20 protein-coding genes are annotated in these 17,591 nt (G+C 69.7%); 19 read left to right on the top strand and 1 reads right to left on the bottom strand.

From position 1 onward, the window contains the following. Nucleotides 1-12: 12 nt before the first annotated feature. A complete protein-coding gene (locus ACOJTB_RS09830) occupies nt 13-774 on the bottom strand; it encodes a S1 family peptidase (RefSeq protein ID WP_420102348.1) in 762 nt (253 codons plus the stop codon). A 68-nt stretch (nt 775-842) separates the two neighbouring features. Between ACOJTB_RS09830 and ACOJTB_RS09835 the strand changes: the two genes are divergently transcribed. The 19 genes from ACOJTB_RS09835 (at nt 843) to ACOJTB_RS09925 (ending at nt 17,587) form a co-directional block, all read left to right on the top strand. After that, nucleotides 843-1,412 carry a head-tail connector protein gene (locus tag ACOJTB_RS09835; protein ID WP_420102349.1) on the top strand — a complete coding sequence of 190 codons (570 nt, stop codon included), beginning with the start codon at nt 843-845 and terminating at the stop codon, nt 1,410-1,412. Beyond that, nucleotides 1,412-1,750 carry a phage head closure protein gene (locus ACOJTB_RS09840; RefSeq protein ID WP_420102350.1) on the top strand — a complete coding sequence of 113 codons (339 nt, stop codon included), beginning with the start codon at nt 1,412-1,414 and terminating at the stop codon, nt 1,748-1,750. Before ACOJTB_RS09835 ends, ACOJTB_RS09840 begins: the two co-directional genes overlap by 1 nt. Further along, nucleotides 1,747-2,157 carry a DUF3168 domain-containing protein gene (locus tag ACOJTB_RS09845; protein ID WP_420102351.1) on the top strand — a complete coding sequence of 137 codons (411 nt, stop codon included), beginning with the start codon at nt 1,747-1,749 and terminating at the stop codon, nt 2,155-2,157. The genes ACOJTB_RS09840 and ACOJTB_RS09845 overlap by 4 nt, the downstream gene beginning before the upstream one ends. A 30-nt stretch (nt 2,158-2,187) precedes the next feature. Then, complete coding sequence (locus tag ACOJTB_RS09850) at nt 2,188-2,598, top strand: phage major tail protein, TP901-1 family (protein ID WP_420102352.1); 411 nt, start codon at nt 2,188-2,190, stop codon at nt 2,596-2,598. A gap of 10 nt (nt 2,599-2,608) precedes the next feature. Beyond that, on the top strand, nt 2,609-2,953 hold the full coding sequence (locus ACOJTB_RS09855; RefSeq protein ID WP_420102353.1) for a gene transfer agent family protein: 345 nt from the start codon (nt 2,609-2,611) through the stop codon (nt 2,951-2,953). Continuing rightward, the gene (locus ACOJTB_RS09860; RefSeq protein WP_420102354.1) at nt 2,950-3,150 is read left to right on the top strand and encodes a rcc01693 family protein; all 201 of its coding nucleotides are present in this window, start codon (nt 2,950-2,952) and stop codon (nt 3,148-3,150) included. Before ACOJTB_RS09855 ends, ACOJTB_RS09860 begins: the two co-directional genes overlap by 4 nt. Nucleotides 3,151-3,185: 35 nt before the next feature. Beyond that, on the top strand, nt 3,186-3,788 hold the full coding sequence (locus ACOJTB_RS09865; RefSeq protein WP_420102355.1) for a phage tail tape measure protein: 603 nt from the start codon (nt 3,186-3,188) through the stop codon (nt 3,786-3,788). A 10-nt stretch (nt 3,789-3,798) separates the two neighbouring features. Then, nucleotides 3,799-4,437, top strand: a complete 639-nt coding sequence (locus tag ACOJTB_RS09870) for a phage distal tail protein, Rcc01695 family (RefSeq protein WP_420102356.1) — start codon at nt 3,799-3,801, stop codon at nt 4,435-4,437. Nucleotides 4,438-4,444: 7 nt separating this feature from the next. Beyond that, the gene (locus tag ACOJTB_RS09875; RefSeq protein WP_420102357.1) at nt 4,445-5,326 is read left to right on the top strand and encodes a DUF2163 domain-containing protein; all 882 of its coding nucleotides are present in this window, start codon (nt 4,445-4,447) and stop codon (nt 5,324-5,326) included. Continuing rightward, complete coding sequence (locus tag ACOJTB_RS09880; RefSeq protein WP_420102358.1) at nt 5,323-5,754, top strand: NlpC/P60 family protein; 432 nt, start codon at nt 5,323-5,325, stop codon at nt 5,752-5,754. Before ACOJTB_RS09875 ends, ACOJTB_RS09880 begins: the two co-directional genes overlap by 4 nt. After that, a complete protein-coding gene (locus tag ACOJTB_RS09885; protein WP_420102359.1) occupies nt 5,754-9,671 on the top strand; it encodes a baseplate multidomain protein megatron in 3,918 nt (1,305 codons plus the stop codon). The genes ACOJTB_RS09880 and ACOJTB_RS09885 overlap by 1 nt, the downstream gene beginning before the upstream one ends. Before the next feature lie 60 nt (nt 9,672-9,731). Continuing rightward, nucleotides 9,732-10,055, top strand: coding sequence for a PepSY domain-containing protein (locus tag ACOJTB_RS09890; protein WP_420102360.1), 324 nt, complete (start codon nt 9,732-9,734; stop codon nt 10,053-10,055). A 35-nt stretch (nt 10,056-10,090) separates the two neighbouring features. Continuing rightward, a complete protein-coding gene (locus tag ACOJTB_RS09895; RefSeq protein WP_420102361.1) occupies nt 10,091-10,759 on the top strand; it encodes a response regulator transcription factor in 669 nt (222 codons plus the stop codon). A 9-nt stretch (nt 10,760-10,768) separates the two neighbouring features. Next, a complete protein-coding gene (locus tag ACOJTB_RS09900) occupies nt 10,769-12,151 on the top strand; it encodes an ATP-binding protein (protein WP_420102362.1) in 1,383 nt (460 codons plus the stop codon). A 63-nt stretch (nt 12,152-12,214) separates the two neighbouring features. Beyond that, complete coding sequence (gene ccmI / locus ACOJTB_RS09905) at nt 12,215-13,318, top strand: c-type cytochrome biogenesis protein CcmI (protein ID WP_420102363.1); 1,104 nt, start codon at nt 12,215-12,217, stop codon at nt 13,316-13,318. A gap of 41 nt (nt 13,319-13,359) precedes the next feature. Further along, nucleotides 13,360-13,821, top strand: a complete 462-nt coding sequence (gene ccmE / locus ACOJTB_RS09910; RefSeq protein ID WP_420102373.1) for a cytochrome c maturation protein CcmE — start codon at nt 13,360-13,362, stop codon at nt 13,819-13,821. A gap of 7 nt (nt 13,822-13,828) precedes the next feature. Further along, nucleotides 13,829-15,805 (top strand): heme lyase CcmF/NrfE family subunit, encoded by a 1,977-nt coding sequence (locus tag ACOJTB_RS09915; RefSeq protein ID WP_420102364.1) that lies wholly within the window; start codon nt 13,829-13,831, stop codon nt 15,803-15,805. Between the two features lie 5 nt (nt 15,806-15,810). Continuing rightward, a complete protein-coding gene (locus tag ACOJTB_RS09920) occupies nt 15,811-16,293 on the top strand; it encodes a cytochrome c-type biogenesis protein (protein ID WP_420102365.1) in 483 nt (160 codons plus the stop codon). Nucleotides 16,294-16,399: 106 nt separating this feature from the next. Then, nucleotides 16,400-17,587: a trypsin-like peptidase domain-containing protein gene (locus ACOJTB_RS09925; protein WP_420102366.1), complete on the top strand. Its 1,188-nt coding sequence runs from the start codon at nt 16,400-16,402 to the stop codon at nt 17,585-17,587. Nucleotides 17,588-17,591 lie beyond the last annotated feature (4 nt).

Here is a 17,591-nt window from a genome sequence, read left to right on the forward strand (position 1 = left end):
CCAGCATTTCCGTCAGCGCGGTGCCGCCCAGCGGGCATTCTGCCCCCATTGGCCCAGGATCGTGTCGATCCAGCCCCTCTGTGGCGCCACCAGGACGCCCTGGCTCAACAATCCGCATTCGCGGCCGGCGGGGCCGGTCGACCAGCTGCTGATCGCGACAACGGCCGGCCCGTCGAACATGGGGCCGCCGGAATCCCCCTGGCAGGCGCCTGCCCCCGGCGCCTTGCCGCGCCCGGCGGGATCCGCCGCCCAGAGCAGGATGCGGCCGGGGCCGTAGGGCTCGATGCCCTCGAGCGCGGCGGAGCGATAGGTGCCTGTCGTGCGGGCCTCCCGCTCGCGGGAGACGCCGTAGCCGGCGAGCGTGACCGGGCTGCCCGCGCGCGGCGCGGCCCCGGCCTCCAGCGCGGCCGGCGAGAACCGTGCCGGAAGCGGCTCGGACAACCGCACCAGGGCCAGGTCGACCGATCGGCGCCGGTTGCTGACCGCGTTGGCGTTGAACTCCGGGTGGAGGACGACGGCGGCGGGCACCAGCAGCACCGGTTCCGCGCCGTCCCGCCAATGAACGCGCAGCTCGCTGCCGCCGGCCGCGCAGTGGGCCGCCGTCAGCAACGCCTTCGGCGCGATCACGACGCCGCTGCAGACGCCCCCGCGGGCGTTGAGCACCATCACGGTCGAGGCTTCCGCCGGGCCGCCTTCGCGGCCGCCGACCACCGCCGCAGCCGGCAGCGCCGACAGCGCACAGGCGAGACCCAGAGCCCAGTTCACGATGCGCATCGAACGCTCCTCCTGAGGAGCGCAGATAGCGCGTCGTCTCCCGCAATTGAACCCGCAATGGAGCGATCATGACGCCGCTTGCCCTGGAGCCGCCTGTCGAGGAGCCGGTTTCGCTGGATGAAGCCCGCAGCTTCCTGCGCCTGGACCAGGCCGACGAGTACGATCTGCTGGCGATGCTGCTGACGGCGGCGCGCCTGATGGTGGAGGCAGCGTGCGGCCGATGCCTCGTCGACCAGCACTGGCGCATCGTCGTCGATCGCTGGCCGCAGGAGGGCGAGATCAGGCTGCCGCTCTCGCCCGTCAGCGCGATCCTTGCGGCCCGGGTCTATGACCAGGCGGGACTGGCGCAGCCGATCGATCCCGCGGCCCTGTCGCTCGAGAGCCTCTCCGACCCGCCGCTGATCCGCATCGCAGGCGGCGTTCCCACCCCCGGCCGCGACCATGGCGCGATCGAGATCGATGTGGTCGCGGGCTTCGGTCCGGCCGCGACGGACGTGCCCGCGCCGTTGCGGCAGGCGGTGCTGCGCCTCGCAGCGCGCTGGTTCGAGGAGCGCGGCGACGTCGCCAGCCGCGACGCCCGGGCCCTGCCCGTGCCGATCGCCGCGCTGCTCGCCCCCTATCGCAGGGCGCGGCTGTGATGGCGGAGCGTGCGGAGGCGGCGATCGGGGCTATGCGGCGCCGCCTCGTGCTCTTGGCTCCGGTCGAGATGCCGGACGGGCTGGGCGGCGTCACCCGCAGTTTCGTCACCGTGGCCGCCTTCTGGGCCCAGGTGGAATGGCTCGGCGGCGCCGAGCATTGGCGGCAGGGGCGGCCGGAACAGACCGGCAGCTATCGCATCACCCTGCGCTGGCGCGGCGATCTCGATGCCGGCAGGCGCCTGCGCGATGGGGCGCGCCTGTTCGAGATCCGCGCCGCCGCCGATCCCGACGGCGGACGGCGCCGGCTGATCTGTCTCGCCGAGGAGGTGACGCCATGAGCGACGCGATCCTGGCGTTGCGGAGCGCCGTCCAGGCGCGCCTGGCTGCGGACGCTGCGCTGACGGCGCTGATCGGCGCCGACCGCATCTTCGACGAGGCGCCGCGCGCCGAGCGCGGGCTCTATGTGGTGCATGGCGAGGTCGAGGCGCGCGACTGGTCCACTGGGACCGAAGCCGGCTGCGAGCAGGAATTCGCCCTCGTCGTCTGGGCGGGGCAGAGCGGCTCCTCGCGCCAGGCCCTGCAGGCGGCCGGCCTGATCGTCGCCACCCTCGATGGCAGCGACCTCGCGCCGGACGGCCATGTGCTCGTCAACCTGCGCTGGCTGTCGAGCCGGCTGGCGCGCGAGCCCCGCAACGGCCTGCCAAGCGTGACGCTGCGTTTCCGGGCCGCCACCGAGCCGGCCTGACGCCAGTTCCAACCATCGAAGGAGAGCCGGATGTCGGCACAGAAGGGCAAGGACCTGCTGCTCAAGGCGGGGGACGGTGCCGGCGGCTTCGTCACGGTCGCCGGCCTGAGGGCGCGACAAATCGCCTTCAATGCCGAGACCGTCGACGTGACGCATTCGGAATCGGCCGGGCGCTGGCGCGAGCTGCTGCAGGGGGCCGGCATGCGCCGCGCCGCCATCAGCGGCTCCGGCATCTTCAAGGATGCCGACTCCGACGCGCTGGTACGCCAAACCTTCTTCGACGGTGCGATCCGGGACTGGCAGGTGGTGGTACCGGATTTCGGCCTGATCCAGGGGCCGTTTCAGCTGACCAGCCTCGAATATCGCGGCGACCATGCCGCGGAAGTCACCTTCGATCTCTCGCTGGAATCGGCGGGCGCGCTCGCCTTCACCACGCTCTGAGGAGAACACCATGGTCAATCGTCATCGCGGTGAAACCGCGCTCATGGTCGCCGGGCAAGAGCTGCCGATGCGCCTGACGCTGGGGGCGCTGGCCGAGCTGGAGCATGCCTTCGCGGTCGATTCTCTGCCGGCACTCGGCCAGCGCTTCGTCTCCGGCGAGCTGTCGGCGCGCGACATCGTCCGCATCCTGGCCGCGGGCCTGCGCGGCGCGGGGCGGGTCGTCGCCGACGAGGAGGTGGCCGGGCTCGATTTCGACGAAGGGCTGGCGGGGGCGATCAAGGCGGCCATTGCGCTGCTGGAAGCAACCTTCGGGGAAGGGGAGGGCGCCCGCCCTCCGCAGCCGCCGGTGGATTGAGCGCGCCGGCGGCTTTCCCCTGGGCGGAAGCGATGGCGTTCGGGCTCGGTCGCCTCGGCTGGCCGCCCGAGCGCTTCTGGGCCGCCACGCCGCGCGAGCTCGCCGCTGCGATGCGGGCTCACGGGCGCGGCGTGGCGGCCGGCGCGCCGGACAGGCAGGCGCTGGCCGCTCTCATCGCCGCGTTTCCCGACCCTTGAGGGGCGCGGTTGAATCATTGTCTGAGGAGTTTGCCATGGCGGAAGAGGATGCCTCCGGCTCAAGGCGCGTCGCCGATCTGCGCGCCATGGACGGATTGACTCAATCTCTGAGCCGTTCGTCGGAAAGCTTTGGTAAATCGATCGTTACCGCGTTTTCGCGCGGCGTGGTCGAGGGCAAGCGTTTCGAGGACGTGCTGCGCAGCGTCGGCAAGACGATGACCGGAAGCCTGCTCAAATCGGCTCTGAAACCGCTTCAGACGGGCCTGTCCGACCTGCTCTCCACCGGCGTGAAGGGCCTCTCGGGCCTGTTCACCGCCGGTCTCGGCGGCTTGGGTGGAAGCGCCGGCGCATCGGTCCCCGTCGCTCCCTTGGCCGCCGGCGGCATCGTCGCCTCGCCCTCCTACTTCCCGACCGGGCGCGGGCTCGGCCTGATGGGGGAAGCGGGCGCCGAGGCGATCATGCCGCTCTCGCGCGGGCCGGACGGACGGCTGGGCGTGCGCGCGGCGGGCGGTCCCGGCCGGCCCGTCGCCGTGACGGTGCAGGTCTCGACGCCCGATGCCGACAGCTTCCGCCGCTCCGAGGCCCAGATCTCTGCGGCGATCGCGCGGGCCGTCGCCCGTGGCAGCCGGGCACTGTGAGGCGGCAGCGATGAGCGATTTTCACGAAGTGCGCTTCCCGCTCGACATCGCGCGCGGCGCCAGGGGCGGGCCGGAGCGCCAGACCCAGATCGTCACGCTCGCCTCCGGGCGGGAAGTCCGCAACAGCCGCTGGGCGCATTCCCGGCGCCGCTACGATGCCGGGCTCGGCGTTCGCTCGCTCGACGCTCTGGCGGCGGTGGTAAGCTTCTTCGAGGAAAGGCGCGGCCGGCTCTATGGCTTCCGCTGGCGTGACCGGCTCGACTGCAAGAGCTGCCCGCCGGGGCAGGAGCCGGGTGCAATGGACCAGTTGATCGGGCTCGGTGACGGCGCGACCGCGAGCTTCCAGCTCTGCAAGAGCTATGGCCTCGGCGGGCAGGCCTATCGCCGCGACATCGCCAAGCCGGTCGCGGGCAGCGTGCTCGTCGCGATCGACGGCCTGGTTCAGCCCGCCTCGGCCTTCACCTGCAACGCCACCAGCGGCGTCGTGACCTTTTCGCCCGGCTTCGTGCCGCCGGCCGGCACCGCCATCTCGGCCGGCTTCTTCTTCGATGTTCCGGTTCGCTTCGACACCGACGCGATCGAAGTCGATCTCTCTGCCTTCGAGGCCGGCGAGATACCCCGAATCCCGGTGATCGAAATCCTGCCCTGAGGATCAGATGCGCGACATTCCCGCAGCCTTGGCCGCTCATCTCGAGGCAGGCGCCACCACCCTGTGCCATTGCTGGAGCCTGACGCGCCGGGATGGGCTGGCGCTGGGCTTCACCGATCACGACCGTCCACTCGCCTTTGATGGGCTGACCTTCTCCGCCGCATCCGGACTGGAAGCCGCCGAGGTCACCGGGGAGCTCGGTTTCGCCATCGGCGGCGGCGAGGTTTCCGGCGCCTTCGCGGCGACCGGCCTCAACGAGGCCGATCTGGCGGCCGGGCTCTACGACGATGCCCGCCTGCGCGTCTGGCTGGTGAACTGGGCCGATCCGGCCCAGCGCCTGCTTCTCGACGAGGGCTTCGTCGGCGAGGTGCGCCGCGGCGAGACCGTCTTCACCGCCGAGATCCGCAGCCTCGCGAAAGCCTTCGACGAGGAGCGGGGCCGGCTCTATCTGCGCGGATGCGACGCCGAACTCGGCGACCGGCGCTGCGGCGTGGCGCTGACGCCGCTGGCCGCGAGCGTGGCGCAGACCGATGGCCGCCTGCAGATCACGGCCCTCGGCCTTGCCGATCTCGCGGACGGCCACTTCACCGCGGGCCGCCTGCTCTTCACGGATGGGCACAATGCAGGCTTCGCCTGCGAGGTGAAGCGCCATGGTCGCGAAGGCGCGAACGCGACCCTGGAACTCTGGCAGCCGCCTGCCTCGCCCATCCTTCCGGGCGATGGCTTTCAGCTGACGCCGGGCTGCGACAAGAGCTTCGCCACCTGCCGGGCCAAATTCGGTAACGGCGCCAATTTTCGCGGCTTCCCGCATATGCCGAACAGGGATTTTATCATCGCCGGCGTGCGGCCCGGCGATGGCGTGCTCGATGGCGGGAGCCTGTTCCGATGAGCCGGGCGCAGATCGTCGCCGCCGCACGGCTCTGGCTCGGCACGCCCTATCATCATCAGGCCTCGCTGCGCGGGGTGGGCTGCGACTGCCTCGGGCTCGTGCGCGGCGTGTGGCGCGAGATCTACGGGCCGGAGCCGGAGGCGCCTCCAGCCTATACGCCGCTCTGGACCGAGAGCCTGGGCGAGGAGACGCTGGCTTGCGCCGCCCTGCGGCATCTGCGGGCCTGCGACCCGGATACGGCCGAGCCGGGCGACGTGCTGCTGTTCCGCTGGCGCGAGCATCTGCCGGCCAAGCATTGCGCTATCCTGAGCGAGCCTGGCCGCATCATCCACGCTCATGACGGCGCCGCCGTGACCGAGGTCGCGCTGACCGGCTGGTGGCGGCGCCATCGCAGCCATGCCTTTTCCTTTCCCGGAGTCTGCGACTGATGGCGACGCTTCTTCTCCAGGCGGCGGGCTCTGCGATCGGCTCCGCCCTGGGCGGCCCGATCGGCGGCGCCATCGGCCAGGCGCTCGGCGGGCTTGCCGGCGCCAGCCTCGACCAGGCCTGGCTCGGCGGCTCGGGCGGCAATCGGATCGTCGAAGGGCCGAGGCTGAAGGAGATCAACGGCCTCGTCGCAACCGAGGGCGCCGCCATCCCGCGCCTCTATGGGCGGGCGCGGCTGGGCGGACAACTGATCTGGGCGACGCGCTTCGAGGAGGAGATCAAGCTTTCGATCACCCGCACCAAGAGCGGCGGCAAGGGCGGCAAGGCGCAGAAGACCTACGAGACCACCTACAGCTACGCGGCCAATCTCGCGATCGGCCTGTGCGAGGGCCCGATCGCCTTCGTTCGGCGCATCTGGGCGGATGGGCGGGAGCTCGATGTCGCGACGGTCTCGCTGCGCGTCCACCGCGGCGAGGACGATCAGGCGCCCGACCCCTTGATCGTTGCGAAGGAAGCGGGAGCGGCGCCGGCCTATCGCGGGGTCGCCTATGTCGTCTTCGAGCGCTTTCCGCTGGCCGATTACGGCAATCGCATCCCGCAATTCGAATTCGAGGTTGTGCGGGCCGTCGAGGGCCTTGGCGGTATGATCAAGGCGGTGACGCTCACCCCCGGCGCCGGCGAATTCGTCTATGAGTCGCGTGCCGTCAGCCATGAGCCTGATCCTGGCGTCACCGAGAGCCTGACCCGCCACCAGCTCTATGGCGGCTCTGATATCGAGACCTCGCTGGCGCAACTGCGCGCGCTCTGCCCGAATCTGCGCCGCGTCGCGCTGGTGGTCTCCTGGTTCGGCGACGATCTGCGCGCCGGACACTGCACCGTGGCGCCGAGGGTCGAGGTGTCCCACAAGCCGACCGTCGGCGCGCAATGGTCCGTCGCGGGCCTGTCGCGCGAAACCGCGCGCCCCGTCAGCCAGGCGGCGGGCCGGCCGGCCTTCGGCGGAACGCCGAGCGACGAGAGCGTCGTCGCGCTGATCCGCCGTCTGCGCCTGGAGCACGGGCTGGAGGTGGTGCTCTATCCCTTTCTGATGATGGACATTCCGGCCGGAAACACCCTGCCGGATCCGCATTCCGGCGCTGCCGGGCAGCCCGCCTATCCATGGCGCGGGCGCATCAGCTGCGATCCGGCGCCGGGGCGCGCCGGCACGCCCGAAGGAACGGCGGCTTTGGCCGCCCAGCTCGACGCCTTCATCGGTTCGGTCGCCCCGGTCGATATGTCGGTGATGGGCGGCGCCATCGCCTGCGCGAAGCCCGATGAATGGTCCTTCCGTCGCCTCGTGGTGCATTGCGCGGCGCTGGCACGGCAGGCCGGCGGTGTCGAGGGATTCGTGATCGGGTCCGAGCTGTTCGGCCTGACCCGGCTGCGAGACTCCTCCGGCTACCCGATGGCCGCCCATCTTGGTGCCATCGCCGCCGATGTAAAAACCCTGCTGCCCTCGGCCACGCTGACCTATGCGGCTGACTGGACGGAATATGGCGCCGACAGCCGCAATGGCGGGCGGGATGTCGATTTTCCGCTCGATCCGCTCTGGGCCCATCCTGCGATCGGCGCCATCGGGATCGACTGGTACCCGCCGCTCTCGGATTGGCGCGATTCGGGCGGCCATGCCGATCTCGCCATCGCGCGCGGCCCGGCGGACCAAGGCTACCTTCGCGACCGGCTGTCGGCCGGGGAGGGCTTCGACTGGTATTACGCCGATGCCGCTGCACGTCTGGCCCAGCAGCGCCTGCCGATCACGGACGGCGCCTCTGGCAAGCACTGGTTGTTTCGCCCCAAGGATCTGGCCAACTGGTGGAGCCAGCCCCATATCCGGCGCGTCGATGGCGTGGAGACCGCGCCGACGGCCTTCCAGCCGGGTGCCAAGCCGATCTGGCTGACCGAGGCCGGCGTTCCGGCGGTCGACAAGGGCGCCAATGCGCCCAATATCTTCCCGGATCCGAAATCAGCCGAAGGCGGGCTGCCGCCCTTCTCGACCGGCGCGCGCGACGATCTCGTGCAGGCCCGGGCGCTCGGCGCGATCCTCTCCGGCTTCGATCCAGGCCAGCCCGGTTTCAAGCCGGCGCTGAATCCGATCGATCCGGCTTCGGGTCTGCGCATGGTCGATCCGGGGCATGTCTTCGTCTGGAACTGGGATGCGCGGCCCTTTCCCGCCTTTCCCGACCTCGGCACCATCTGGGCGGACGGCAGCCATTTCGAGACGGGCCACTGGCTGAACGGACGGCTCGAAGGCACGTCTCTGGACCGGCTCCTGACCAAGATCCTCGCCGATTTCGACCTGCCGCCGGCCGATCGTATCGCCGTGGACGGCTTTCTCGACGGCTATGTTCTCGACAGGCCGCTCTCCGCCCGGCAAGCGCTCGAGCCCCTCGCCCAGAGCTTCGGCTTCGACGCCGTGATGAGTTCCGGCGCGCTGCGCTTCGAGGGGCGCGATGCCGGTCCCGTGCGGGCGCTTGACAGCGACGATGTCGTTCCCGGGCGCGAGACGGAGCCCTTCGAGATCCGCCGCACGCAGGAAAGCGAATTGCCGCGCGAACTGCGCCTCGGCTTCTGCGACGGCGATGACGGCTATCGCAGCGCCGCCGTCCGCTCGCGGCGGCTGGCCGGGGCCGCTCGCCGCGAGGTCGCGGTCGAGACGGCCATCGTGACCCGCCCGGCCGAGGCCGCCAGGCTCGCCGAGCAGCGGCTGCAGGAGGCCTGGGCCGCCCGCGAGACCTTCGATGCCGAGCTCTCGCCGCGCTGTCTGTCGCTGGAGCCCGGGGATGTCGTTTCGGCACCAGGCGGCCCGCGCGAGCGGCTGTTCAAGGTCACGCGAATCGCTGACGGGCCGACCCGGCGCGTCAGCGGCCGCCTTGTCGAGCCCGCGATCTATCGTCCCCCCGCCGCGCCGGCCCGCGAAAAGCCGGTTCGCCAGCCGCCGCCCTTGCCGGGCCGCCCGCTGGTGATCCCGCTTTCGCTGCCGATCGCCTCCGGCACGCCGCCGGTTCTGCTGTCGCTCGCCGCCTTCGCTTCCCCTTGGCCGGGCGCGCTCGCCATCTGGCAAGCCGGCCCGAGCGGCGCATTCGAGCTGCGAAACCTGGTCAATGCGCCCTCGATCGTCGGCGAGACGATGACCGAGCTGCCTCCCGGCCCGCTCTGGCGCACCGATCCTCGCGCCATTCTCGATGTCCGGCTGCGGGGTGGCAGCCTCGCTTCGGTCTCTGCCGAAGCCGCGTTGGCCGGCGCGAATGCTCTGGCCCTGATCGACGCGGCTGGCACGATAGAGCTGGTCACCGTCTCTGGCGTCGAACTGATCGGGCCGGGCCGCTTTCGGCTCTCCGGTTTCCTGCGTGGGCTTGCCGGGTCTGAAGACGCCGCTTCGCGACTTCTGCCGGTCGGCTCGCGGGTGGTGGTGCTGGACGGCGCGGCTTTGGCGCTGACGGCGGATCTGGCTGAGATCGGCCGGACCCTGCTGTTGCGCGTCGGGCCGGCCCGGCACGATGTCGGCGATCCGACCATGGCGGAGCTCTCCGTCGCGGTCGATGGCTCGGCCCTGCGCCCGCTGGCGCCGGTGGGCCTGAAGGCCCGGCGTGTCCCGGCCGGTGTCGAACTCTCCTGGCTGCGCCGAACCCGGCTCGACGGCGACAGCTGGGATCTGGCCGAAGTCCCCCTCGGCGAAGAGAGCGAGAGCTATGTTCTGGATATCGTCTCGGGGACGACGCCGATCCGGAGCGTCATCCTGGACCAGCCCGGTTGGACCTATCTCGCCGCGCAGGAAAGCGCCGATTTCGGCGCTCCCTTGAACGAGATCGACATCGCGGTCCGGCAGATCAGCGCCGTGGTTGGGCCGGGGAAGGAGTGGCGTGGACGGCTGCCCGTCCGTTGAACTACTCTGGCACTCGCTCGCGCGCATTCATGGCGTGTTCAGCGCCGGGGGAATAGCCCCATGTCGATGATGCCGGTCGAACCCCTTCTCGCCTTTGCCTTGCTGTCGGCCCCGCCGGCGCCGATCCTGCGCGTGGACGATCCGGCTCCGATTTCGTGCCTGTCCTCGGAGGACACGCGCGACGTCCTGGCCGACGGCAAGGTGATTCAGCCGGCCGAAGCCTCGCGCAATGCCCGCCATGCCGCGCCCGGCGAGGTTCTTCGCATCCGCCTTTGTCGACAGGGCGACGACTATGTCTATGTCGTCACCACGATGAAGCGTGACGGAAGGGTTGCGCGGGTGACGCTGGAAGGCCAATCGGGCAAGGTGTCGACCGTCCGCTGAGGCGGGCCGCATTCGCAACCGGGAGCGCGAAGACCGTGAGACTGCTCGTCGTCGAGGACGACAAGGACCTGAACCGCCAGATCGTCACGGCGTTGGAAAACGCCGGCTATGCCGTCGACAAGGCTTTCGATGGCGAGGAGGCGTCCTATCTCGGCGAAACCGAGCCCTACGATGCCGTCATCCTCGATCTCGGCCTGCCCAAGGTCGATGGCGTCGCCGTTCTGCAAAGCTGGCGCCGCGCCGGAAAGGTGATGCCAGTGCTGATTCTCACCGCACGTGACCGCTGGAGCGACAAGGTCGGCGGATTCGACGCCGGCGCCGACGACTATGTCGTCAAGCCATTCCATGTCGAGGAACTGCTGGCGCGGGTGAGGGCGCTTTTGCGCCGCGCCGCCGGCCATGCCACCTCCGAACTGGTCTGCGGCCCGGTCCGGCTGGACACGCGGGCAAGCCGGGTCGTAGTGGACGGCAATCCGGTCAAGCTGACCTCCCACGAATACCGCCTCCTCTCATACCTGATGCATCACCAGGGCCGCGTCGTCTCGCGCACGGAGCTGGTCGAGCACCTCTACGACCAGGATTTCGACCGCGACTCCAACACGATCGAGGTTTTCGTCGGGCGGCTGCGTAAGAAGCTCGGCGTCGACGTCATTGAGACCGTGCGCGGCCTCGGCTATATCGCCGCCCCTCCGGCCAAAGCTTGATCGCGGGCGATGCCCCTCCGCAAACGCCGCTATTCGCTCGGGGCGCGGCTGTTTCTGTCGGCGGCGTTGAGCTGCATCCTGATCCTGGTCCTGGCCGGCCTGGGCCTCACCACCTTCTATCGGCGCTCGGCCGAGCGCGGCTTCGACGAGCGGCTCTCGGTCTACATCAAGGAGTTGGTCGCCGATCTCGCCGCTCCTCCCGAGACCGAGCGTCAGGCGATCGGCGATCTCGGCGAGCCCCGCTTCGACCTGCCGCTCTCCGGCTGGTACTGGCAGATCGTCCGGCTGGACGGCGACAAGCCCAATATCAGGGCTTCGCGTTCGCTGGTCGGCGGCCAGCTGCCGAGGCTGCTCGACCAGGGGCTGACGCCCAATAACCGCGGTCTGCGGGAAAGCTATGTTTCCGGCCCCGACGACCGGATGCTGCGCGTGCTGGAGCGGGAGATCGATGTCGGCGAGGATGGCCGCTTCACGGTCGCCGTCGCGGCCCCGGCGGACGAGATCGAGGGAGACATTCAGGATTTCCGCTTCGCTCTGACGATGACCTTCGTGCTGCTCGGCCTGATCCTGGTGTTCTCGACGCTGATGCAGGTTCGCTTCGGCCTGCGCCCGCTGGTTCGCCTGCGTGCCGCGGTGGGCGCGGTGAGAACCGGGGAGGCCCCGCGCATCGCCGGCGAATATCCGCCCGATCTCGCCCCCTTGGCCGGCGAACTCAATCAGCTGATCGACGCCAATCACGAGATTCTGGAGCGGGCCCGCACCCAGGTCGGCAATCTCGCCCATGCGCTGAAGACTCCGCTCAGCGTCATGCTGAACGAGGCGGAGGCGGATCGCCAGCGCAGCCATCTCGCCCAGACGGTCGGCACGCAGGCCGCGATCATGCGCGATCAGGTTCAGTATTACCTCGACCGGGCGCGCGCGGCTGCGCTTTCCGGCGCCCTCGGCGGGATGACCGAGGTTGTGCCCTCTCTGGAGGCGCTTCTGAGGACTTTCATCAAGATCACGCGCGACAAGGGCGTCGCCGGGTCTCACGGCGTCCCCTCCACGCTGCGTTTTCGCGGCGAGAAGCAGGATTTCGAGGAGATGCTGGGCAATCTTCTCGACAACGCCTTCAAATGGGCCGTGTCTCGCGTCGATGTCACGCTGGAGGACGGCACGGGCACCGACGGCGAACGGATGGCTCTCCTCATCGACGATGACGGCCCCGGCCTGCCCGACGAGGCGATGGCTGAAGTCCTCAAGCGCGGCCGCCGGCTGGACGAGACCACGCCCGGCTCGGGCCTCGGCCTTTCGATCGTGGTGGACCTCGCCAAGCTCTATGGCGGCGAGGTGACGCTGCATCCGTCGCCGCTGGGGGGGCTTCGCGCCCGACTGGCGCTGCCGTCCATTTGAGCGCGACGATGCGTGACCCTATGTCGCCATGAATCGGCAGCTCCAATTCGATAAGAACGCGCCATGATGATCTGGGCGATCCTTGCGGCGATGACGGGGGCGGCGGTGTTCGCCCTGCTCTGGCCGTTGCGGCGCGATGGCGCGCAGGCTTTCGCCGATGCCGCCGATGCGCGCAGCCTCTATCGGTCCCAACTGAGCGAGATCGACCGCGACCTCCAGCGCGCGCTGATCGGCCCCGCCGAAGCCGAGGCCGCGCGCGCCGAAGCGGGCCGGCGGCTTTTGCGGGCGGTGGCCGCCCAGCAGGAGCCGGCGGGAGAGAGCGAACCCTCCCTGCGCCGTCGCCGCGCGAGCTCGGCCCTGATGCTTTCGGTGGTGCCGCTGCTGGCACTGCTGGTTTATGGCGTCTACGGCTCGCCGATGCTTCCCGACCAGCCCTTGGCCGAGCGAATGGCGCAGGCCGGGCCGCGCCAGGATTTCGCCATCGCCTTTGCCAAGATGGAGGCGCATCTGGCGAGCAACCCCACTGACGCCAAGGGCTGGACGTTGATCGCGCCGCTCTATTTGCGGCAGGGGCGCTATGACGATGCCGAGCGTGCCTTCGAATCCGCCCTGCGCCATGGCCAACCCGATAGCGAGCTCTATGCCGGGCTTGGGGAGGCGCGGGTGCTGGCGGCTGCCGGCGTCGTGACCGCGGCGGCGCGAGCGGCTTTTTCCAGTTCGCTGCGCCTGGAGCCGCGCAACCCGCGTGCGCAGTTCTATCTGGCCCTCTCCCAGGAGCAGGACGGCGACAAGCCCGCCGCCATAGCGGCCTTCGGCGCGCTGCTGGCCAGCGCGCCCCCGGGTGCGGAATGGGCGCCGATGGTTCAGGCCAAGCTGCGTAACCTCCAAGGCCCATCGGCGGGCGACGCGATCGCGAGCCTGCCGGCGGATCAGCGCCAGGCGGCGATCAGGGGCATGGTCGACGGTCTCGCCGAGCGTCTGAAGCCCTCAGGCGGCACGCTGGAGGAATGGTCGCGCCTCGTGCGGGCGCGCAGCGTGCTCGGCGAGAAGGCGCAGGCCCGCGAAGCGTTGGCGACGGCGCGCGAACGCCTCGCCACCGACCCTTCCGCCCTTGCGACGCTCACCGCTCTGGCCAATGAACTGGGGCTCGAGGAGCCCAAGCCATGACCGTCGCGCCACAGATTCGCTCCGCCACGCCGAAGCGACGTCTGACCCGCAAGCAATTGCGGCTGACGGTGATCGCGGCCTGCGGCCTCGTGCTGGCCCTCGCGCTCGGTCTGGTGCTTTTCGCGATGCGGGACACGATCGTCTTTTTCTACGGCCCGACCGAGATTGCCGAGAAGGGTCTGGCGCCAGGCTCCCGGCTGCGGCTCGGCGGTCTCGTCGAGCAAGGCTCGGTGAAGCGGGGGCCGGGCCAGCTGGTCTCCTTCGCGGTAACCGACGGCAAGAGCCGGGTCGACGTCAGCTATTCGGGACTGCTGCCTGATCTCTTCCGCGAGGGGCAGGGCGTCGTGACGGAAGGCGTTCTGGAAGGCGCGGGCCGCTTCAAGGCCGATTCCGTCCTCGCCAAGCATGACGAGAAGTATATGCCGCGCGAGGTCGCCGACACGCTGAAGAAGCAGGGCCATTGGCAGGGCGAGGCCGGCGCTGCCGCCCCGGCGAAACCGTGAGCGGCCGATGATCGTTGAAATCGGCCATTATGCGCTGGCTCTCGCGCTGGGTGTCTCGATCATCCAGGCGCTCGTGCCCCTCTGGGGGCTGTCACGCCATGATCGGGCCTTGGCCTCGGTCGCATCCAATGCCGCGCTGGTGAGTTTCGCGCTGGTGGCGCTCTCATTCGCGGCCTTGGTCACCTCCTATGTCCGCTCGGATTTTTCCGTCGCGAACGTTACCGCCAATTCCCATTCGGCGCAGCCGCTGATCTACAAGCTGACCTCGGTTTGGGGAAACCATGAGGGCTCGCTGCTTCTCTGGGTCCTGATTCTCACGCTGTTCGGCGCGCTGGTGGCGCTGTCGCGCGAGTCGCTGCCGCCGCGCCTGCGTGCCGGCGCCCTGGCCGCGCAGGGCCTGATCGCGACGGCCTTCCTCGCCTTCACGCTGCTGACCTCGAACCCGTTCCAGCGGCTGCTGCCGGCCCCGGCCGAGGGACAGGACCTCAACCCGATCCTGCAGGACCTCGGCCTCGCGATCCACCCGCCGCTGCTCTATGTGGGCTATGTCGGGTTCTCGATGACCTATGCCTTCGCGGTCGCCGCCCTGATCGACGGGCGCATCGACGCGATGTGGGCGCGCGCTGTCAGGCCTTGGACGCTGCTCGCCTGGGTGTTCCTGACGCTCGGCATCGCGATGGGCTCCTATTGGGCCTATTACGAGCTGGGCTGGGGCGGCTGGTGGTTCTGGGACCCGGTCGAGAATGCGTCCTTCATGCCCTGGCTCGCCGGCACCGCGCTGCTGCACTCCATCGTGGTCATGGAAAAGCGCGATGCGCTGAAGGTCTGGACCATCCTGCTCGCGATCCTGACCTTCTCGCTGTCGCTGCTCGGCACCTTCATCGTGCGCTCGGGCGTTCTGACCTCCGTTCACTCCTTCGCCAGTGATCCGGCCCGCGGGCTCTTCATCCTGCTGATCCTCATCGCCTTCGTCGGCGGTTCGCTGGCGCTGTTCGCCTGGCGCGCGCCGCTGTTGCGGCAAGGCGGGCTGTTCGCGCCCGTGTCGCGGGAGAGCGCGCTGGTCGTCAACAACGTTTTCCTGGCGACGGCCTGCGCCACCGTCTTCATCGGCACGCTCTATCCGCTCGCACTGGAAATGCTGACCGGCGACAAGATCTCGGTCGGCGCGCCCTTCTTTGATTCGACCTTCGTTCCGATCATGGTGCCGCTGCTGCTGATCCTCCCGATCGGGCAATCGCTCGCCTGGAAGCGCGGCGACCTGCTCGGCGCGGCCCAGCGCAACGCCGCCGCCTTCGGGCTCGCGCTGCTGGCGGCGCTGGCACTCATCGCCATCACGCGCGGCGGGCCGGTGCTGGCGCCTCTCGCGGTGGGGCTGGGGTTGTTTCTCGTCCTGGGCGCGGGCTTCGATCTCGGCGAGCGCATCGTCTCGCGGGCCAGCGGCTGGCAGGCCGTTTTCTCCCGGGCCAAGGGCCTGCCGCGTTCCGCCTGGGGCACGGCCCTTGCCCATGCCGGCGTCGGCCTGAGCATCATCGGCATCGCCGCCTCGGCCTGGAGCAGCGAGGCGATCGGCACGCTGAAGCCCGGCGAGAAGCTGACCGCGGGCCGCTACACCGTGGTGCTGGAGACGATCGTGCCCCGCAACGGCCCGAATTTCCGCGCTGAGGTTGCCCGCTTCCGGCTCTACGATCACGGAACCGAACTCGACCCCGTCGAGGCCTCCAAGCGGGTCTATACCGCACGGGCGATGCCGACGACCGAGGCCGGTATTCGCACCCGCTCGCTGAGTCAGGCCTATGTCAGCCTCGGCGAGGTGCAGGATGGCGGGCTGGCCGTGCGCCTCTACGACAAGCCGTTCATTCTGCTGATCTGGATCGGCGCGCTGATGATGGCGGTCGGCGGCACGCTTTCGCTGACTGACCGGCGCTTTCGCCTTGCCGCTCCCCGCCGCGCCGCCGTGCCGGTCGCGGCCCAGCCTGCGGAGTAGGGGCGATGCGCCGGCTGTTAGCGATCCTCGTCCTGCTGTCGCTCACGCTCTCTTGCGCTCATGCGGTGCAGCCTGACGAGGTGCTGAAGGATCCTGCACTCGAGCAGCGCGCGCGGGCGATCTCCAGCGGCCTGCGCTGCCTCGTCTGCCAGAACCAGTCGATCGACGATTCGAACGCGCCCCTCGCGCGCGATCTGCGGGTTCTCGTCCGCGAGCGGCTGGTGGCGGGCGACAGCGATGCGGCGGTGACCGATTTCGTGGTGCAGCGCTATGGCGACTTCGTTCTGCTGAAGCCCCCATTCAACGCGCATACGGTTCTGCTCTGGAGCGCGCCGTTCCTGATCCTTCTGGCGGGGGCGCTGTTCGCATGGAGCCGCGCCCGCCGCCTCGCTCCGGCACCCCCCGCGGCGGCTCTGACGCAGGAGGAGCGCCGGCGTATCGATGCTCTGCTGGCCGACGAGGCTGGTGCGGGACAGGGTCGGTCCTGACCTTACGAAATCGTCATCTTCAGGCCAAAGCCGGGTAAGGCGCCCGGCCGCATGGTCAGCCTCACGAGCAGGGAAGAACCCTGTCGCTGAACGAGGTTCTGAAGCCATGACGACACAAGACACCCCCCGGAAGACCCTTCTGCGCCGCGGCGCCCTGTTGGCCGGAACGGCCATTCTCGGCATCGGCCTGGCGGCCGGCATCGCCGACAGCGCCTTCATGCAGAACGACCATGCCTATGCCCAGCCGATCGAGCTCTCGGGCACGCAGTCGCAGCTTCCCTCCTTCGCCAACCTCGTCGACAAGGTGAAGCCGGCGGTCGTCTCCGTCCGTGTCAAGGCCGAGGTCGCGGCCGCCGCGGACCGCGATGGCCAGAGCCTCGATGACCTGCCCCCGCAGCTGCGTCGCTTCTTCCGCGATTTTGGCGGCGAGGAGGGCGGCGGCCGCCAAGCCAAGCCGAAGCCGCAGATGGCCATGGCGCAGGGCTCCGGCTTCTTCATCAGCCAGGACGGTTACGTCGTCACCAACAACCACGTCGTCGAGCACGCCGTCGAGGTCCAGCTCGTCACCGACTCCGGCAAGACGCTCGAGGCCAAGGTGATCGGCACCGATCCCCGCTCGGATCTCGCGCTGCTCAAGGTCAAGGATGGCGGCGACTTCCCGTATGTGAAGCTCGCCGACGGCAAGCCGCGCATCGGCGACTGGGTGCTGGCGATCGGCAACCCCTTCGGCCTCGGTGGTACGGTGACGGCCGGCATCGTCTCGGCCCAGGGTCGCGATATCGGCTCCGGTCCCTATGACGACTTCCTGCAGATCGATGCGCCCATCAACAAGGGCAATTCGGGCGGGCCGACCTTCAACGGCAATGGCGAGGTCGTCGGCGTCAACACCGCGATCTACTCGCCGTCGGGCGGCAATGTCGGCATCGCCTTCGCGATCCCGGCCTCCACGGTCAAGCAGGTGGTCGACCAGCTCAAGAACGGTGGCAAGGTCGCCCGTGGCTTCATCGGCGTGCAGATCCAGCCGGTCACCGACGAACTGGCGGCCGCCATCGGTCTGGACAGCCCGCGCGGTGCCCTCGTGGCCGAGGCCCAGTCCGGCGGTCCCGCCGCCAAGGCCGGCATCCGCCGCGGCGACACCATCGTGGCCATCAACGGCGAGCAGGTGAAGGATGCCCGTGACGTCTCCCGCCGGATCGCCAATGTCGCGCCCGGTTCCAAGGTGTCGCTGACCGTCCTGCGCGAAGGCCACACCCGGGATGTCAGCTTCGAAGTCGGCCGCCAGCCGGCCGCTTGACGAA

This window comes from Allobosea sp. (assembly GCF_048595345.1).
In the GTDB taxonomy this organism is placed as follows: domain Bacteria; phylum Pseudomonadota; class Alphaproteobacteria; order Rhizobiales; family Beijerinckiaceae; genus Allobosea.

Excerpts from the sequence above, each read along its gene's own strand:
- ACOJTB_RS09865 (WP_420102355.1), top strand. The coding sequence starts at position 3,186 with ATGGCGGAAGAGGATGCCTCCGGCTCAAGGCGCGTCGCCGATCTGCGC.
- ACOJTB_RS09880 (WP_420102358.1), top strand. The coding sequence starts at position 5,323 with ATGAGCCGGGCGCAGATCGTCGCCGCCGCACGGCTCTGGCTCGGCACG.
- ACOJTB_RS09920 (WP_420102365.1), top strand. The coding sequence starts at position 15,811 with ATGCGCCGGCTGTTAGCGATCCTCGTCCTGCTGTCGCTCACGCTCTCT.
- ACOJTB_RS09855 (WP_420102353.1), top strand. The coding sequence starts at position 2,609 with ATGGTCAATCGTCATCGCGGTGAAACCGCGCTCATGGTCGCCGGGCAA.
- ACOJTB_RS09885 (WP_420102359.1), top strand. The coding sequence starts at position 5,754 with ATGGCGACGCTTCTTCTCCAGGCGGCGGGCTCTGCGATCGGCTCCGCC.
- ACOJTB_RS09925 (WP_420102366.1), top strand. The coding sequence starts at position 16,400 with ATGACGACACAAGACACCCCCCGGAAGACCCTTCTGCGCCGCGGCGCC.
- ACOJTB_RS09875 (WP_420102357.1), top strand. The coding sequence starts at position 4,445 with ATGCGCGACATTCCCGCAGCCTTGGCCGCTCATCTCGAGGCAGGCGCC.
- ACOJTB_RS09835 (WP_420102349.1), top strand. The coding sequence starts at position 843 with ATGACGCCGCTTGCCCTGGAGCCGCCTGTCGAGGAGCCGGTTTCGCTG.
- ccmI (WP_420102363.1), top strand. The coding sequence starts at position 12,215 with ATGATGATCTGGGCGATCCTTGCGGCGATGACGGGGGCGGCGGTGTTC.
- ACOJTB_RS09915 (WP_420102364.1), top strand. The coding sequence starts at position 13,829 with ATGATCGTTGAAATCGGCCATTATGCGCTGGCTCTCGCGCTGGGTGTC.
- ACOJTB_RS09830 (WP_420102348.1), bottom strand. The coding sequence starts at position 774 with ATGCGCATCGTGAACTGGGCTCTGGGTCTCGCCTGTGCGCTGTCGGCG.
- ACOJTB_RS09900 (WP_420102362.1), top strand. The coding sequence starts at position 10,769 with ATGCCCCTCCGCAAACGCCGCTATTCGCTCGGGGCGCGGCTGTTTCTG.
- ACOJTB_RS09845 (WP_420102351.1), top strand. The coding sequence starts at position 1,747 with ATGAGCGACGCGATCCTGGCGTTGCGGAGCGCCGTCCAGGCGCGCCTG.
- ACOJTB_RS09840 (WP_420102350.1), top strand. The coding sequence starts at position 1,412 with ATGGCGGAGCGTGCGGAGGCGGCGATCGGGGCTATGCGGCGCCGCCTC.
- ACOJTB_RS09850 (WP_420102352.1), top strand. The coding sequence starts at position 2,188 with ATGTCGGCACAGAAGGGCAAGGACCTGCTGCTCAAGGCGGGGGACGGT.
- ACOJTB_RS09870 (WP_420102356.1), top strand. The coding sequence starts at position 3,799 with ATGAGCGATTTTCACGAAGTGCGCTTCCCGCTCGACATCGCGCGCGGC.
- ACOJTB_RS09890 (WP_420102360.1), top strand. The coding sequence starts at position 9,732 with ATGTCGATGATGCCGGTCGAACCCCTTCTCGCCTTTGCCTTGCTGTCG.